We start from the raw sequence: 16962 nt of genomic DNA on the forward strand, positions 1-16962 counted from the left end.
TTACTATGTTGGTATTTAATAGCTTGGGTAGAAAAGGGAATTTAGGAAACCAATTGTTTCAAATTGCTGCAACTGTGGGGCTGGCTATAAAACACAAAAAAGAGTTTTCATTTCCGGAATGGGAATATTCGAAATATTTTGAATACAAATTACCAAAACAGGATAAAAATAAAAAGTTGATTCAAGTTGTTGAAAAGAGCTATGAATTTCATAATTGGGAAATTGGTACTCATGATTATGATATAAATGGAGCTTTACAATCAGAGAAATATTTTGATATTGAAAAGACCAGAGAGATATTTAAATTTAAGGATGATTTTTTGGAAGGATTATTAGATAAGTATAATTATCTGTTTAAGAACAAACCTATTTTTATATCTGTAAGAAGAGGTGATTTTGTAAATCACCCGGATTATTATCAGTTGCCATATTGGTACTATTTTTTGGCTTTAAAAAAAAATTTCCCCGATTGGCAGGAGCGAGATTTGATTTTCATGAGTGATAACATAGAATATTGTAAGTATCATTTTAAGTTTTTAAAGAATGCTTTTTTTTTAGAAAATTTGTCAGGGATAGAACAATTAGCTTTAGGTGTGCAAGGAGAGGATTTTATAATAAGTAACTCTACTTTTTCTTGGTGGCTAGGCTGGTTGGGAGAAAAAGAAAACAGTAAAATCATCAGACCTGTTCACAATTTTAGAGGGCAACTGGGGAAGCAAAATAATGACAAAGATTATTTTCCTGAAAGATGGATTTTATTTGATTACAAAAAACATTGTTTAGGGGGTAAAAATTACAAATTTTTTATTCAGGAAATTTATTTTCAATTACAAGATTTTATTAAATTAAAGATGGACAAAGTTTGTAGCATAGTAGACAGAATAAAAAAGAAAATTTTTAAATGAGAATCCTTTTTATATCAATGCCATCCATCCATGTTATTCGCTGGATTGAAAATCTAAAAGATACTTCTTTTGAATTGTATTGGTATGACATTCTTGGAAGAGGAAAGTTGGAGACTTTAGAAAATGTCCGACAATTGCTAGAAACTTCAAAAAGAAAAATTCCGCACATAAAGGGGGAATTTTTTCTTTCTAAAAAAATGCCCGGATTTTATTCGTGTATTCGCCCTTTTCTTGAGGTTACGGAAAATGAAGCCCTCGAAAAAATTATCAGAGAGATAAGTCCAGATATAATTCACAGTTTTGAGATGCAGTCCTGTTCTTATCCAATAGTCAAAACGATGAATAAGTTTCCAAATAGCAAATGGATTTATTCGTGTTGGGGCAATGATTTGTTTTATTTTCAAAAGGATAAGAAACATAATGCAAAAATAAGAAGTGCGCTTTCAAGAATAGATTTTATACATACAGATTGTCTTAGAGATTATCAGATTGCCAAAGAATTAGGGTTTAAAGGGAAACACTTGGGTGTAATTCCGGGCGGAACAGGTTACAAATTAGAAGCGTTGGATAAGTTAAAAATCCCTTTCGAAGAAAGGAGAATAATTCTTGTGAAAGGGTACCAACATAAATTTGGAAGAGCCCTTAATGTAGTGAAAGCATTGCAGAAAAAATTACCCAATTTGAGTCAATATGAGGTAATTATTTTTGGAGCACATCCTCAGGTCATAACCTACGTAAAACAGAATAATCTTCCCTTTACGGTATTTGACAGAGATGAATTATCGCAAAATCAGGTAATGGAATTGATGGGAAAAGCGCTTTTGTATATTGGAAACAACATTTCAGACGGTATGGCAAATACAATGCTTGAAGGAATAGTTATGGGAGCCTTTCCGATTCAATCTAATCCAGGTAACGTTTCGGCCGAAATTATTGAACATGGTATTAATGGTTTTTTAATTCAGGATCCTGAAAATGTTGAAGTTATTGCAGCGTTAATTATTCAAGCAATTGAGAATAAAGAAATGTTGGTTAATGCGAATAAATTAAATGAAAAAATTGCTCTGGAAAAATTAGATTATACCCTTAATCAGCGAAAAGTAATAGCTTTATACCAAAATATTGAAATAAATTTCTAAATGCGAATAGGCTTTAATCCGAATAAAGATAAACCACAGGAATCAAATGATTTTTTTCATCAGATTGTAATTCCTGTTTATATTCCCGATCAGGAAGGATATTTTAAGGAAAGTTTTAAAATTTTGCAATATTGTCTGGAATCAGTATTCAAGACTATTCATCAGAAAACGTACATTACGGTTGTAAATAATGGGAGCCATGATGATGTGGTTGAATACTTAAACGAGCTTCAAAAAGACGGAAAAATACAAGAAGTAATTCACTCTACAAATATCGGAAAGCTAAATGCTATTGTGAAAGGTATTTCAGGACATGATTTTACGTTTATTACTGTTGCTGATTGCGATGTTTTGTTGTTAAAAGGCTGGCAAAAAGAAACTTACGCTGTTTTTGAGAGGTTTCCAAAAACGGGGACAGTTTGTCCAACTCCATCTTCGAGGTCTTTAAAAAGTTATACCTTTAATATATGGTTTGAACTGCTGTTTTCAAAATCACTTCGTTTTAGAAAAGTTAAGAATCCCGAGGCATTAAAGGCTTTTGCGGCAAGTGTCGGAAAACCTAATATGTATAGTAGTTTGCATCTCGAAAAATATCTGACGGTTGCAAATGGTAATTTTAAAGCTGTTCCCGGAGCAGGTCACTTTTTAGCAACATATAGAAAAGAAGTTTTTGAAAAAATGGAGATTAAACACTCCGCCTTTATGCTTGGAGGAGATAGTGAAGAAAAATTTCTTGATCTTCCGGTAGTGAAGAATGGAATGTGGCGACTTTCAACCGAGGATAATTTTGCTTACCATTTAGGAAATGTAGAAGAGAAATGGATGCTGGAAACCTTAGAACAAATAAAACCGAATGATTTTTTTCCTGTTGAACCTCCTGTTTTAAGAAAAATAAAATCATCGGAAATTGCATTTTTATTAAAATATAAAGTATTCTCAAGGATCATTACACAAAAAAGGATATGGCAATATTGTCTAAAGCTAAAAGGACTTTCCCGAGAAGAAGTACTCCAATATACCCGGAAATATGAATAATCCGGCGCAAGTAATTCTGATTTCTCAAACCTCTCTTCCTTATAGTAAGATTGGGAGTTGGACGACTCTGTATAAAAATTACCTCGAGAATAATCATAAAATCGATTATATCATATGTCCGAAACCGCAAAAATTGTTTGATGGAATACAATACCATTTTGCAAAACTTACGTTCTGGCACAAATTGCAACGTAAATTTCTGAAGCGTAAAAATCTGGAATATTTTGTGGCTCTTGATAAAATAATTGTCCCCAAGCAAAAATATATCATCCAGGTTGTTGATAATTATGGAATGGTTAAGTCACTTAGAAAACATCTTGTTTCAAAAGGAATTGAGAAACAATGTTACATCCAGTTTTTTTACCACGGTTTTTCACCCTATACAAAATCAGGTTCTGGACAGGATTTTTACGAAATTATTGATGAAATGATCTTGTTAACGATGGACAGTTATAAAGCGCATCAAAAAAACAATATTATACTTTCAAGCCATTTTTCAATTTTAAATAACGGAATTGATACAAAGAAGTTTAAGAAAGTTTCTGAAACCGAAAAAATAAAATTAAAAGAAGAATTAGGCTTTGGCAATAAAAAAACCTTCGTTTGGTGTTCGCAAGACCGACCAAAAAAAGGACTGGACTTAATTTTAGAGGTTTGGAGAAAAATCTATTCCGTTGAAAAGAAAATACAATTAGTTGTGATTGGTTGCGATCCAAGACAAAAAATGGAGGGAGTGGTTTTTCTGGGGAAAATTCCAAACGAAGAACTTCCAAAATATTATCAGGCTTCTGATTGTTATCTTTTCCCTACTTTATGTCAGGAAGGTTTTGGGCTTAGCCTGATAGAAGCTTTGCATTGTGGGAATTATTGCATTGCATCTGCTTTTGGGGGTGTTCCGGAAGTGCTGCACTACGGGAAACTTGGAAAGCTAATCGAAAATCCTCATTTTATTTCAGAATGGGAAACGGCAATAAATGCATTTTTAGAGGGAAATATTGAGCTTCCTGAATTTTCAAATGAATTGTATGCTATGGAGAATTGGAATATAAAAATGAACCAGATTATTGATCAGGCAAAATGCAGACTGGCAAACAGTCAAATAGCATTATGAGAATAGAGCAGTTAACCTTTACCAGATTTCTGGCTGCAGTTTCAGTTGTTGTTTTTCATTACGGTGGAAAAAGCTTCCCTTTCTACAATGAGAATATTGCTTTTATATTTCGCAATGCTGACGTATGTGTTAGTTATTTTTTTATTTTATCAGGTTTTGTAATGATACTGGCCTATGGAAATAAAGCTTTTATTTCAGCGGGAGATTATTTAAAAAACAGGCTGGCCAGGATTTACCCACTCTATTTTTTGGCTATACTGATTATACTTTTACTGCAATTCAGAGAAAAAAACATAGACTACTGGGGTTTGTTCTTAAATGTTTTTATGATTCAGGCCTGGATTCCAGACAAAGTTTTATCTGTTAATCCGCCAGGATGGTCGCTGTCTGTTGAATTACTTTTTTATGCCATCTTTCCTTTTGTATTCAATAGATTCCTCAAAAAAATGACCTTGGAAAGAATTACGGTCGTTATTGTTTTGTTTTGGGTTTTGAGCCAGATCATCTTTCAGCTGTATTTTTTCAGGTACGAAGAAAATCAATTAGGCATTATCAAGGATGTTTTGAAATACAATCCGTTACTGCATCTGAATGAATTTCTTGTCGGGAACCTCGCCGGACTTTTTTTTATTAGAAATTTAAAAGAGAAAAAAGGCAACTATGATTTCATCCTTCTGATATTGGTCGCTTTATTAATTTTGGCATTAAAATTTCCACTAGGCTTAAATTTTCATAATGGATTATTAGCAGTACTTTTCATTCCGATGCTGTTTTTTATTTCGTTAAACAATGGAATCATAACAAAGCTGTTCAGAAATAGAGTCTTTGTATTCTTGGGAGAAATTAGTTTTGGAATTTATATTTTACAACATCCGATTTATGCTTTAATAAGTGCTTATAGTGTTAACAAATACCTGCATATTAGTGATCCAACAATTGTCTTTTTTCTAAGGCTTTTTATCTTGATAGTCTTTTCTTCAGTAGCTTATATTTATTTGGAGAAACCAATTCAAAGCAAAATAAGAATTCGAAATAAGGCTGCCCTTCAGATAAAAAATACCTCTTGACAGCTCTGTCCTTGAGGTTAGAGTGTTTTTTTGATCTTGGAAGAGATTTTAAAAGAGATAAAATTAAGTAATAGATAAAATTTAATGAAAGTACCAGTAAGTATAATATGAGAATAGACCAATTAACCTTTACCAGATTTCTGGCTGCGACTTCGATTTTTATCTTCCATTACGGTGGAGGAAGTGTTTTTATCGAGAACGAGCACTTGTCATTTATTTTTCAAAATGGCATTGGGGTAAGCTATTTTTTTATTCTGTCCGGTTTTGTAATGATTATTGCCTATGGGAACAGCCCTTTGGTGTCCTTTGTTGAGTATTATAGAAACAGGTTTGCACGAATCTACCCGTTATATTTTTTCGCCATAATTTTGGTGATTTTTGTACAGTTGATAGATCGAATGTTTGATTTTTCAGGTTTTTTTTTTAATGTTTTCATGATTCAGGCCTGGATTCCCGGAAAGGCTCTTTCGTTTAATTTTCCAGCTTGGTCTTTGTCAGTAGAAGCCTTATTCTATGCTGTTTTTCCTTTTGTGTTTAATAAAGTGTATCAAAAAATAACGATTAAACGACTGGCCATTTATGTTGCTTTATTTTGGATTATTATTCAGATCGTAACTAATGTACTGTATGCGTCTTTTGGAAAAAGTGATTCCGTGTACATTGGTGAGTTTTTACGTTACAATCCATTATTACACCTTCATCAGTTTTTGGTTGGGAATCTCGCGGGATTACTTTTTATAAAATTCCTGCAGGATAAAAGAAGGAATTATGATTTGCTAATTATCGTATTCTTTGGTTTGATGATTTTAGCCTTAAAATTTCCATTTCAATTAAACCTAAATAGTGCCTCAGCATTGCTTTTAATACCGATAATAATTTTAGTTTCCCTCAACACGGGGTTAATCACGAGGTTTTTTGAGAAGAAAGTATTTGTGTTTTTAGGAGAGATCAGTTTTGGAATTTATATTCTTCAATACCCGGTTTGTTTTTTTATTAGTAACTACAGGATCAAAAAATACTTTCATATTGAGGATTTGACAATTGCGCTCCTGATTAGATTCGGTATGCTGATTTTGGTTTCTTCCATAACTTATATTTATCTTGAGAAACCAATTTTAAACCAATTGAAATCAAAGAAAAAAAGGCTGGAACTTTCTGAAAATGCAGTTTGATAAAAACAGAAAAATTATGAAAACTATAGCTATTATTCCCGCTCGGGGAGGTTCAAAGAGAATTCCGGATAAAAACATTCAGATTTTTGGAACATTGCCATTAGTAGTACATTCTATTTTATATGCCCAGCAAAACGGTAGCATAATTGATGAAATTTATGTTTCGACTGATAATGCCGAAATAAAAAAAATAGCCCTACAGTTTGGAGCAAAGGTAATTGATCGACCTGCCGCAATTTCAGGTGATTTAGAGCCCACTGTTTCAGCATTAAAACATGTTTTAGAATCTATTGAAAGTAATGACGTTGAAAACGTAATTTTACTGCAAGCCACTAATCCGTTACGACCGGAGAATTTGTTAGCAGAAACTTTCGAAGCCTATCAAAAAGAAAACGTTGACAGTCTATTTACAGTGACCAGAAATCATCAGAAATTTGGAAAAATCACTAATAAAAAGTTTACTCCGTTTAATTATACTATTGGACAACGGAGTCAGGATTTAGAGCCTCTTTTCTTCGAAAATGGATTGTTATACATCACAAAAGCATCTTTAATTTTGAATGATATTATTATTTCAGAAAATGCATTTCCGTTCGAAGTAAATCATATTTTTGCACAAGTTGATATTGATACTCCGGAAGATTTGGATTATGCGGAATATCTGTTTCAAAAACGATTACAACAATAAAAACAATTCATTTTATGAATCCATACATAGAAATTGCCGGTAGAAAAATCGGAACGGATTTTCCACCTTTAGTTATTGCCGAAATCGGAATTAATCACGAAGGATCTCTTGAGGTTGCCAAAGAAATGGTTGATGCAGCATATAGAGCAGGAGTTGAGGTTGTAAAACACCAGACGCATATTGTTGCAGATGAAATGAGTGGTGCTGCCAAAAAAGTAATTCCCGGTAATGCAGATGTTTCTATTTATGAAATCATGGAGCGTTGTTCCTTAAATGAAGAAGAGGAACTGGAACTTAAAAATTACGTTGAAAGTAAAGGCATGATCTTTATTTCAACACCTTTTTCACGGGCAGCAGCAGAAAGATTAAAGAAATTTGACATACCGGCTTATAAAATTGGTTCAGGAGAATGTAACAATTATCCCCTACTGGAACATATTGCTTCTTTTGGGAAACCGGTTATTTTGAGCACAGGTATGAATACGATTGAAAGTATTCAAAAAGCGGTGGCTATTTTTGATAAACATGCGATTCCCGTTGCTTTGTTGCATACGACTAACCTATATCCAACACCAATTCATTTGGTTCGTTATGGAGCCATGACCGAATTGCATGAGGCATTTCCTGATAAAGTTTTCGGATTGAGTGATCATACCTTAAATAATAATGCCTGTTTGGGAGCTGTTGCTCTTGGAGCCAGTATTTTAGAACGCCATTTTACAGATCATATGCAACGCACAGGTCCGGATATTGTTTGCAGTATGGATGAAAAAGCTTGTGGTGAATTAATTGTTTCGAGTGCCGAAATTGCTTTAATGCGCGGGGGAACAAAAAAACCGGTACTAGAGGAGCAGGTAACTATAGATTTTGCTTTTGCAACAGTTTGCGCGATTGCACCAATTAAAAAAGGAGAAAAATTATCAAAAGAGAATATCTGGGTAAAACGTCCCGGTACAGGAAAAATTCTGGCAGAACATTTTAATGATCTAATTGGAAAAGTGGCAACAAGAGATATAGAAAACGATGAGCAGTTAGATTTTTCTGATTTTCAACACTAAAAAAAGCTATGATATCTATTGTTATTAGAAATAAAAATGAGGCAAAAGCTCTTGAGAATATTTTGTCTATTATTACAAATGTATATTCCGGAGACTATAAAGAAATTATAATTGTAGATAATTATTCGACAGACAATAGCGTAGAGATAGCCTTAAAATACAATTGCAGGGTGGTAAATCTAAAAGACTTTACCTACGGCAGAGCAATAAATGTGGGGATCGAAGCTGCGGCAACCAAATATGTTTTATTGTTAAGTGCCCATGCGATTCCGGTTGGCACGAGTTTCTTTAAAAATACATTAGCTGCTTTAACTGCCAATGAAAATATAGCAGGAATAAGATATATTAATAGTATAGAGAATTATAAGCGAGCAGTAATAAATAATTTTAAAGTACTAGAACCTCTTGATAGTGGTTTAATGGCCGCCTGTGCTTTAATAAATAAAGAAGTGTGGGCGCAGTTTAAGTTTAATGAAGAGCTCGTTGCGATTGAAGATAAAGAATGGTCCGACCGGGTAGTTAAGAACGACTTTCAAATAATAGATTTGAACGAAACTTATTTTTATTTCATAAAAAGGACGGTAAAAGGAAATATTGCGAGATATAAAAACGAAACCATTGCCTCGAATGTATTACGACAAAAAGAGTTTCTCAGTACAACCGTTATTTGGGGTTCGTTTTTAAAGAATATACTATTTGCCAATACCAAAAAATATTTTGAATCAATGAATCACGAATTCTTGCTTTTGAAAGCCAAAATTGAAATTCAAAAACAGTCCAAAAAGAAAGCTTCGAATTAATGAAAAAAATCCTTTTCCTAACCGGAACCCGAGCCGATTTTGGTAAAATAAAGTCGCTGATTTCAATTCTGGAAGCACAACCGGAATTTGAAGTTTATGTCTTTGTGACCGGAATGCATCTGCAGGAAATTTATGGGTATACCTTAATCGAAATTGAGCGCTGTAATTTTAAGAATGTATTTACTTTCGAAAATCACACGCACGAAACCACAATGGATTTAACTTTGGCCAAAACAATCGAAGGTTTATCCAATTACTGTAAAAAGATCAACCCCGATATGATTGTGGTGCATGGTGATCGCGTGGAGACACTTGCAGGAGCTATCGTTGGGTCTTTAAATAATATTTTGGTCGCTCATATTGAAGGTGGAGAAGTCTCAGGAACCGTTGATGAATTAATCCGTCATAGTGTTAGTAAATTAAGTCACATTCATTTTGTGTCGAATAAAGAGGCTAAGAGAAGATTAATTCAAATGGGAGAAATAAAAGAATCTGTTTTTGCTATAGGTTCGCCCGATATTGATATTATGTTCTCTGATACACTACCCGATTTAGAGATCACCAAGAAATATTATGAAATTCCGTTTCAGGAATTCGCCATTGTGATGTTTCACCCCGTAACGACGGAATTTCAATCCATGAAAGAATATGCAGCTACTTTTGTCGATTGTTTACTGGCGGATGATCATAATTATATTGTCATTTTTCCAAATAATGATTTAGGGAGTCAATTTATTTTAGATTCCTATGAAAAGTTAAAACAAAATACAAGATTCAGAATTTTCCCATCTCTTCGTTTTGAATACTTTCTAACCTTGCTAAAAAACAGCCAGTTTATTATAGGCAACAGCAGCGCCGGAATTCGAGAAGCTCCTTATTATGGAATTCCAATCATTAATATCGGAACCCGTCAGCAGAATAGGGCTGTTCATGCCGATATTATCAATACAGATTATGCTTCCGAAAGTATAAAGGAAGCACTTTCGGTTATAGATTCTCACGAAGTTCAGGCTTCTACTACTGATTTTGGACAAGGAAATAGCAGCAAATTGTTTTTGGATTCACTAAAGAAAAACGATATTTGGCAGCTGAATCACCAAAAGCAGTTTAAAGATTTTTAATGAGAAACAATAAGGTTTTTAGTTTAGGATACGCGGGGATTGGCTTTCGAAATTTTGCGTCTGCCCTTTTTTGTGAATTTGGTTTTGAAAATAACAGTGTTGTTTCGTTTTGGAATACGAGTGCCTTTCAATTAAATGAACTATCAAGCTAAGGAAAAGTAAAATGAAACAGTTTTTTCGAAAAATAGCGTGGACAATTCTGGGAAAGGGATATTTTGACTTTTTAAAAGGTCAAAATAAAACCTATTTGCATAAGGCTAAAAATGTTTCTATTGGCTATAAAACCTATCATAATGGAGCATTTGTCTGGCAATGGCACCAAAATTCGGCATTAGAAATTGGAAAATACTGTTCTATAGCCAATGATGTAAACTTCATATTAGATTCAGGACATCATACGATGAGTGAGGTCACAAGTTATCCGCACTTCAATCACCTTGTCAATAAAGAGTTACCGATCGGTAACAGTACCCAGTCTGATTTTAAAAGAAATATTAGAACAGAGGAAAGTAAAACCATAGTCGGCAATGATGTGTGGATTGGAATGAATGCCATAATTTTGCCCAATGTAAAAATTGGAGACGGAGTTACAATCTTGGCAGGTACAGTGGTTACAAAAGATGTTCCGGATTACGCAATTGTTGGAGGAATTCCCGGAGCAATTGTAAAAATGAAATATGATCTCGATACCATCGACAAAATGAAAAAAATACAATGGTGGAATTGGAGCCCCGATAAAGTAGAAGAGAACGTAGGAGATTTTTATATTTCGATTCATGATTTCACTACCAAGTGGTTTAAGTAATTCATTGTAGCCATAAATAAATAGCATTTGCATTTTAATAATTAATTCAATTTATGTTTTTTAACTCCTTAGCGTTTGCTATTTTTTTACCAATCGTCTTTTTTCTATATTGGTTTGTTTTCAATAAAACCAAAAGCACCCAAAATGCCTTATTGATCGTAGCGAGTTATTACTTCTATTCCTGTTGGGACTGGAGATTCTTGTTTTTACTGGTTTTCTCTACATTTTTGGATTATTATACCGGTATTCAGATCGAAAAAGGGAAGTCTGAAAAAAGCCGAAAATTCTGGTTTTGGCTTAGTATTTTAGTAAATTTAGGATTTCTGGGAATTTTTAAATATTACAACTTTTTTGCAGCTTCTTTCGCAGAATTATTAAGTTCAGCAGGAGTTAAGGCAAGTCCGATTCTATTAGAGGTTATACTTCCGGTAGGAATTTCATTTTACACTTTTCACGGACTATCTTATGTTATTGATATTTATTACAAACGAATAAAAGCAGAATACAATTTTGTAGATTATTCTCTTTTTGTAAGCTATTTTCCTCTTTTAGTGGCAGGACCAATAGAGCGAGCCACACACTTATTGCCACAGGTAAAAGTAAAAAGAGAGTTTAATTTTCAACTGGCAAAAGAAGGCGTTTATCAAATCATTTGGGGTCTGGTAAAAAAAGTAGTTATTGCAGATACCTGTGCAACCTATGCCAATGCTATTTTTGATAATTATACAGGAATGAATTCGTTCTCTCTTATTTTGGGAGCCGTATATTTTGCATTTCAAATTTATGGAGATTTTTCAGGCTATTCCGATATTGCATTGGGGGTTTCGAAATTGTTTGGTTTAGACTTGTTACGAAATTTTAATTATCCTTATTTTTCCAGAGATATTGCCGAGTTCTGGCGTCGCTGGCATATTTCGTTATCGTCTTGGTTTCGCGATTACTTATACATCCCATTGGGAGGAAGCAAAGGTGGCCTTGGGATGAAAATCAGAAATACATTCATCATTTTTGTGGTCAGTGGATTTTGGCACGGCGCCAATTGGACTTATGTGGTCTGGGGATTTATAAACGCCGTGTATTTCCTGCCTTTACTTTTGTCAAACAGCAACCGCAATAATATGGATGCAATTGAGCTGAAATTTAATTTCGATTCCGTAAAAGTACTACTGAGTATTCTTTATACGTTTTTGCTGACGTGTGTTGCCTGGGTTTTTTTTAGAGCCAGATCTATTACAGATGCTGTTTCTTATTTAAAAAGGATAGTTACAAACAGAGATTTCAGCTTTCAATATTTAGATAACGAACGTTACAGCTACGAATTGTTAGTAATGATTGGTTTGTTTGTTTTGGTTGAATGGAATAACAGAAACAAAATTGAACCGCTTTCAGGAAAAAGAAGCATGCTTAAATTGGCATTGGCCATCGTGGCTATACTAGCTTTCGGAACCTATTCAGATTATAAAGAATTTATATATTTTCAGTTTTAATGAAGAAATTTTTAATTTATACAGTCAAAATTATATTCGTAACAGCTCTTGTGGCAGTTATACTAGACGGATTGTATACCGTTGTTTTTATGCAATCAAAAAACCGTGGTAAGGTCGAAACGGTAGTAAATTCTGAAGCGAAAAAATACGACGTCGTAATCCTAGGCTCTTCTCGTGCCAATAACCATTTTGTCCCACAAATGTTTGAGGATAAAGGATTGAAGACATTTAATTACGGAATGAGCGGGGGGCATCTTTTCGAAGCTTCATTGATGTTAAAGTTAATGATCGAAAGAAAATATGTGATTAAGAATGTAATCTTAGAAGCCGATTTAAATCTTTCCGGCGAGGAGAAGTCCGAGGGGATTTCGGCCCTGTTTTTACCCTACATTCACAATTCTGAAACGATAAAAAAACATTTTGAAAACGAAAAAGATTTCAATGAGTTGTATTACCTGCCTTTTTATCGCTATATAAAGTACGATGGCAAAATTGGATTTAGAGAGGCTTTTTTTACCGCAATTCATAAAAAAACATCTATGTTGGATAATTTAGGATATTACCCTTTGTTCAAAACAAAAAACGGGAATATGAAAAACAATATTGTTAATCTGAATCCACTGCCTCATAATAAATACTACCAAGAGATTAAGGATATCTGCAAAGCCAATGGCATTAATTTTATAGTGGTAATGACACCAATGTGCGAGAATGTTAAAGGAATGAACTATTTCGACAAAGTAAAAAAGGCCTATCCTGAAATTCATAATTATGAAAATGTAGTAGTCGAAGACAAGTATTTCTCATCCTGTGGACACATGAACGATTCCGGAGCAAAGATTTTTACGGCGAGAATTATAAATGATTTTTTTGGTAAAAAGTAACCAGACCAGTTTTAAGAATTATAAGTTAATGATTGAATTTTTGAATGGAGAAGGATAAAATTTTATTGCTCTTTCCCGATGGAGTCGGAATTAGAAATTATCTGTATTCTAATGTCTTTAAAGATATGGAAGAGGATTTAGTATTGTTTCATAATTTTGATCCTGAAACGGTAAATGCGATTAAAGATAATGTAGCAATTGATGACGAAATTACTATTCCGGCTTACAAAGAATCTGCTAAAGAGAAATTTTTAAGAGAATTAATTTGCCTTTCCAGACTCTATTATAATACTCAAAAAGTAAAAAACACTTCCTTATTGACCAATTGGAATTGGAATCAAAAGACATTTTCGAAAAAGGTTTTTTATAAACTAATTGAGATGGCAGCTCCTTTTTTTAAAGAATACTCCAATATTCTCAAATTAGAAGAAAAATACCAAAAAGCAATCCGTCAGAATATTTTTTACGATGAGGTAAAAAATATACTAAAAGAGGTACAGCCAAAAACTGTTTTTTGCTCGCACCAACGTGCGCTGAAAGTAGCCACTATATTTGCCGCTGCGACCGATCTGGGAATTAAGACAGCAACTGTAATTTATTCCTGGGATAATTTGCCAAAGGCAAGAATGGCGTTAAGAGCAGATAATTATTTGGTATGGTCCGCTTACATGAAAAAAGAATTAGAGCTGTATTATCCTGAAATTCCATCAGAAAAGATTGCTATTACTGGAACTTCTCAATTTGAGTTTTACGAAGAGAAAAAAAACAGTATTGACAAAGAGACTTTTTACAAGAGCTATAATTTAGATTTAAATAAAAAAATCATTTGCTTTTCCGGTGATGATACAAAGACATCTCCCGATGATCCGGTGTACTTGAATGATATTGCCGAAGAATTGATAAAAGCTAATTTACAGGATGAATATCAAATTTTGTTCAGAAGATGTCCGGTAGATTTTTCAGGCAGATATGATGCTGTTGTACATAAATATAAAGATTTGATAAAAGAAGCCACTCCTTTATGGTATTTTAATACTACAAACGAATGGAGTACAGTGTATCCATCGGTTGACGATGTGAAGTTGTTGGTCAGCACTGCTTTTTACTCGGATATAGTGGTGAATGTTGGATCGACTATGGCTTTTGATTTTGCCATGTTCAGCAAACCTTGTGTCTTTATTAATTACGATCAGCCAATTAAAAATGTGAGGGATTGGTCGGTAAAAACGATTTATCAATTTCAGCATTTCAAAAGTATGCCTAATAAAGATGCCGTAATTTGGCTGAACAATAAAGCGGAAATTGTAGAAAAGCTAACGCTTCAAAAGAGTTGTAGTTCGCAAATGATCGAATGGAAAAGAATTGTTCTTGAAGATTATGAAAACGCCTCAATGAGAATAAGGGAAATCATTAAAGCCAATTAAAATGCACATCTGTTTTTTAACAAATGAATATCCAAAAGAAGGATTTCCTCATGGCGGGATAGGTAGTTTTGTAAAGACTCTGGCTGTAGCATTGGTCAAAAGAGGAATTCATGTTTCGGTAATCGGGATTAATTATACTTTAAATGACGAGACCGAAATTGTAGACGGTGTGCATGTCTATCGTTTAAAAAGAAGTACTTTAAAAATGATTTCCTGGTATTTTAATTTTAAAGCAATTAACAAAAAGATAAAAGAAATTCACCAAGGCAATCCGATCAATATAGTGGAGTCTTCTGAGTTAGGTCTTGCTTTTATCAGCAAAATAAAGACTATAAAATACATCATACGACTTCACGGAGGTCATCATTTTTTTGCGGAAAGTGAAAATAGAAAAATCAATAAATGGAAAGGATTTCAAGAGAACCGATCGTTTAGAAACAGTGATGCTTTTATTGCTGTTTCTCAATATGTAAAAACGCACACCGAAAAATATTTAAGTTATAACGGGAAAGCTGTTGCCAATATTAAAAACCCGATAAACACAACATTGTTTCAGCCAATGGTAAAAGAAGTTCCTGAATCGAAAATTGTCTTTGTAGGTACGGTTTGCGAGAAGAAGGGAATTCGTCAGTTAATACAAGCTTTTCCATTGGTGAAAAAAGAATACCCTGAGGCAACATTAGAAATATATGGCAGAGATTGGTTTTTCCCTGAAGGTAGTTCTTACCTGCAGTTATTGAAAGAAAAAGAGTTGTCGCAATTAGGAGAGTTTGTAAAAGACATTCATTTTCATGGTGCAATTCCATATACAAATATACCAGTAGTGTATTCAGAAGCTACAGTTTGTGTATTCCCGTCTCATATGGAAACACAGGGACTAGTCGCACCGGAGGCGATGGCTATGGAAAAAGTCGTTGTCTTTACCAAATTAGGCCCCGGGCCGGAGACAATAGAAAATTATAAAACAGGCTTGTTATGTGACCCACATAACCCTGCAGATATAGCCCAAAAGATTATTTGGACTTTTGATAACAAGGAAAAATCAATTGTAATGGGTAAAAAGGCGAGAGAAGTTGTACTTGAAAAATATGGTTTAGAGAATATTGTTCTTCAGAATATTGATTTTTATAAGATGGGAATTTTAGGTAACGAATAAATGAAAACAATTTTAATAGCACATAATTATACCGAAAGTTCATTTTCTTTTATGAGTTATTATTTAGCTCGTGATTTAACACGTGCGGGCAATAATGTTGTATTTATTTCGCACAACCCTTTTTTTAACAAACCCTTCAAAGAAAATATCGGAGAAGGAGAACTTTCCGTTTATTCCTGGCCAACAGCAAACAGACCTGTAAAATTTAAGGATGCGCTTTGGTTCGCTAAACTCTATTGGAGATACAGGCCAACTGTACTAATAAGCCATTTTGTAAATGTTAACATCACTACCATAGTATCTAAAATACTTTCACTGGGTAAGATTAAAACATTTCCCTATTATCATACATTGTCTACTCAGATTCAGCAAGATGTTTCGAGTTCCTCTTTGAAAAGGAATTTCAAAAAATACAGAAAGAAACTGCTTTATAATTGGTTTGCAGATCAGGTTATTTGTCCTTCGGACTTAGCCAAAGAAGATCTGGAAAACTATTTTGGTTGCACAAAAGGAATAAAAGTTGTGAATCCGATGAAAGACAGATTTAATGGAAAAAGTACTTTAAATTCAGACTCTATTGTAGTATCTTATTTAGGGCGGCTCGAACCATCAAAAGGAGTTATTGATTTAATTCATGCTTTTTTAGTTTATAAAGAGAAATTTAAGACATCAAAAATTATTTTGAATATTGCAGGCAGCGGTAGTCAGCACAAGCAAATTGAGGAATTAATAGGTAACGATGTCAAGATTAATTTTGTTGGGGCCTTAACTTATAATGAAATTGATAAATATCTCAATGAAAGTCATTATACTATTATACCTTCCAAATTTGATAATTTACCAACAGTGGGTTTAGAATCGATGATGAATCAGACTCCTTTGCTAATTTCAAATACCACAGGACTTTCTACAGAACTGGAAGAGGGGATAGATTGCTTTAAATTTAATCCTACTAAAGAAGAAATGGTTTTGCTTTTTGAAAGAGTAGAAAACAGTGCTGAAAATCAATATGAGATGGGGATTAAGGCAAGGAAAACATTTGTAGAAAAATTTGGTATTGAAACCTATAGCGCGATGATGAAAAAAATAATCGAAAGAAAGTAAGGGAAA

The 16962-nt window shown here is 33.6% G+C and carries 16 protein-coding genes; all 16 read left to right on the forward strand.

Going from position 1 to position 16962, the window contains the following annotated elements; all coding sequences use genetic code 11:
• Positions 1–5 precede the first annotated feature (5 nt).
• Positions 6–905 carry an alpha-1,2-fucosyltransferase gene (locus ACHRV3_RS10185; protein ID WP_395434542.1) on the forward strand — a complete coding sequence of 300 codons (900 nt, stop codon included), beginning with the start codon at positions 6–8 and terminating at the stop codon, positions 903–905.
• Positions 902–2044 carry a glycosyltransferase gene (locus ACHRV3_RS10190; RefSeq protein ID WP_395434544.1) on the forward strand — a complete coding sequence of 381 codons (1143 nt, stop codon included), beginning with the start codon at positions 902–904 and terminating at the stop codon, positions 2042–2044. Before ACHRV3_RS10185 ends, ACHRV3_RS10190 begins: the two co-directional genes overlap by 4 nt.
• Entirely contained in the window at positions 2045–3079 is a 1035-nt protein-coding gene (locus ACHRV3_RS10195; protein WP_395434546.1) for a glycosyltransferase family A protein, read from the forward strand.
• Entirely contained in the window at positions 3072–4190 is a 1119-nt protein-coding gene (locus ACHRV3_RS10200; protein ID WP_395434547.1) for a glycosyltransferase family 4 protein, read from the forward strand. The genes ACHRV3_RS10195 and ACHRV3_RS10200 overlap by 8 nt, the downstream gene beginning before the upstream one ends.
• A complete protein-coding gene (locus tag ACHRV3_RS10205; protein WP_395434548.1) occupies positions 4187–5257 on the forward strand; it encodes an acyltransferase family protein in 1071 nt (356 codons plus the stop codon). Before ACHRV3_RS10200 ends, ACHRV3_RS10205 begins: the two co-directional genes overlap by 4 nt.
• 107 nt (positions 5258–5364) lie before the next feature.
• Positions 5365–6429 carry an acyltransferase family protein gene (locus ACHRV3_RS10210; RefSeq protein ID WP_395434549.1) on the forward strand — a complete coding sequence of 355 codons (1065 nt, stop codon included), beginning with the start codon at positions 5365–5367 and terminating at the stop codon, positions 6427–6429.
• A 16-nt stretch (positions 6430–6445) separates the two neighbouring features.
• Complete coding sequence (locus tag ACHRV3_RS10215) at positions 6446–7117, forward strand: cytidylyltransferase domain-containing protein (RefSeq protein WP_395434550.1); 672 nt, start codon at positions 6446–6448, stop codon at positions 7115–7117.
• A 14-nt stretch (positions 7118–7131) separates the two neighbouring features.
• Positions 7132–8175: an N-acetylneuraminate synthase gene (gene neuB, locus ACHRV3_RS10220; RefSeq protein ID WP_395434551.1), complete on the forward strand. Its 1044-nt coding sequence runs from the start codon at positions 7132–7134 to the stop codon at positions 8173–8175.
• 8 nt (positions 8176–8183) lie between these two features.
• On the forward strand, positions 8184–8975 hold the full coding sequence (locus ACHRV3_RS10225; RefSeq protein ID WP_395434552.1) for a glycosyltransferase family 2 protein: 792 nt from the start codon (positions 8184–8186) through the stop codon (positions 8973–8975).
• Positions 8975–10096 (forward strand): UDP-N-acetylglucosamine 2-epimerase, encoded by a 1122-nt coding sequence (gene neuC, locus ACHRV3_RS10230; protein WP_230003266.1) that lies wholly within the window; start codon positions 8975–8977, stop codon positions 10094–10096. Before ACHRV3_RS10225 ends, neuC begins: the two co-directional genes overlap by 1 nt.
• Before the next feature lie 163 nt (positions 10097–10259).
• On the forward strand, positions 10260–10901 hold the full coding sequence (locus ACHRV3_RS10235; protein WP_395434553.1) for a CatB-related O-acetyltransferase: 642 nt from the start codon (positions 10260–10262) through the stop codon (positions 10899–10901).
• A gap of 53 nt (positions 10902–10954) precedes the next feature.
• A complete protein-coding gene (locus tag ACHRV3_RS10240; RefSeq protein ID WP_395434554.1) occupies positions 10955–12388 on the forward strand; it encodes an MBOAT family O-acyltransferase in 1434 nt (477 codons plus the stop codon).
• Positions 12388–13272: a hypothetical protein gene (locus tag ACHRV3_RS10245; RefSeq protein ID WP_395434555.1), complete on the forward strand. Its 885-nt coding sequence runs from the start codon at positions 12388–12390 to the stop codon at positions 13270–13272. Before ACHRV3_RS10240 ends, ACHRV3_RS10245 begins: the two co-directional genes overlap by 1 nt.
• Before the next feature lie 44 nt (positions 13273–13316).
• Positions 13317–14696, forward strand: coding sequence for a UDP-glycosyltransferase (locus tag ACHRV3_RS10250; protein ID WP_395434556.1), 1380 nt, complete (start codon positions 13317–13319; stop codon positions 14694–14696).
• A 1-nt stretch (position 14697) separates the two neighbouring features.
• Positions 14698–15852 (forward strand): glycosyltransferase family 4 protein, encoded by a 1155-nt coding sequence (locus ACHRV3_RS10255; protein ID WP_395434558.1) that lies wholly within the window; start codon positions 14698–14700, stop codon positions 15850–15852.
• Positions 15853–16956 (forward strand): glycosyltransferase family 4 protein, encoded by a 1104-nt coding sequence (locus ACHRV3_RS10260; RefSeq protein WP_395434559.1) that lies wholly within the window; start codon positions 15853–15855, stop codon positions 16954–16956.
• Positions 16957–16962: the final 6 nt, after the last annotated feature.

This window comes from Flavobacterium sp. FlaQc-49, from assembly GCF_044005985.1.
Lineage (GTDB): Bacteria > Bacteroidota > Bacteroidia > Flavobacteriales > Flavobacteriaceae > Flavobacterium > Flavobacterium cupriresistens.

Bases quoted from the DNA above. Each gene is read 5' to 3' on its own strand.
- ACHRV3_RS10185 (WP_395434542.1), top strand. From the start codon at position 6: ATGTTGGTATTTAATAGCTTGGGTAGAAAAGGGAATTTAGGAAACCAA.
- ACHRV3_RS10190 (WP_395434544.1), top strand. From the start codon at position 902: ATGAGAATCCTTTTTATATCAATGCCATCCATCCATGTTATTCGCTGG.
- ACHRV3_RS10195 (WP_395434546.1), top strand. From the start codon at position 2,045: ATGCGAATAGGCTTTAATCCGAATAAAGATAAACCACAGGAATCAAAT.
- ACHRV3_RS10200 (WP_395434547.1), top strand. From the start codon at position 3,072: ATGAATAATCCGGCGCAAGTAATTCTGATTTCTCAAACCTCTCTTCCT.
- ACHRV3_RS10205 (WP_395434548.1), top strand. From the start codon at position 4,187: ATGAGAATAGAGCAGTTAACCTTTACCAGATTTCTGGCTGCAGTTTCA.
- ACHRV3_RS10210 (WP_395434549.1), top strand. From the start codon at position 5,365: ATGAGAATAGACCAATTAACCTTTACCAGATTTCTGGCTGCGACTTCG.
- ACHRV3_RS10215 (WP_395434550.1), top strand. From the start codon at position 6,446: ATGAAAACTATAGCTATTATTCCCGCTCGGGGAGGTTCAAAGAGAATT.
- neuB (WP_395434551.1), top strand. From the start codon at position 7,132: ATGAATCCATACATAGAAATTGCCGGTAGAAAAATCGGAACGGATTTT.
- ACHRV3_RS10225 (WP_395434552.1), top strand. From the start codon at position 8,184: ATGATATCTATTGTTATTAGAAATAAAAATGAGGCAAAAGCTCTTGAG.
- neuC (WP_230003266.1), top strand. From the start codon at position 8,975: ATGAAAAAAATCCTTTTCCTAACCGGAACCCGAGCCGATTTTGGTAAA.
- ACHRV3_RS10235 (WP_395434553.1), top strand. From the start codon at position 10,260: ATGAAACAGTTTTTTCGAAAAATAGCGTGGACAATTCTGGGAAAGGGA.
- ACHRV3_RS10240 (WP_395434554.1), top strand. From the start codon at position 10,955: ATGTTTTTTAACTCCTTAGCGTTTGCTATTTTTTTACCAATCGTCTTT.
- ACHRV3_RS10245 (WP_395434555.1), top strand. From the start codon at position 12,388: ATGAAGAAATTTTTAATTTATACAGTCAAAATTATATTCGTAACAGCT.
- ACHRV3_RS10250 (WP_395434556.1), top strand. From the start codon at position 13,317: ATGGAGAAGGATAAAATTTTATTGCTCTTTCCCGATGGAGTCGGAATT.
- ACHRV3_RS10255 (WP_395434558.1), top strand. From the start codon at position 14,698: ATGCACATCTGTTTTTTAACAAATGAATATCCAAAAGAAGGATTTCCT.
- ACHRV3_RS10260 (WP_395434559.1), top strand. From the start codon at position 15,853: ATGAAAACAATTTTAATAGCACATAATTATACCGAAAGTTCATTTTCT.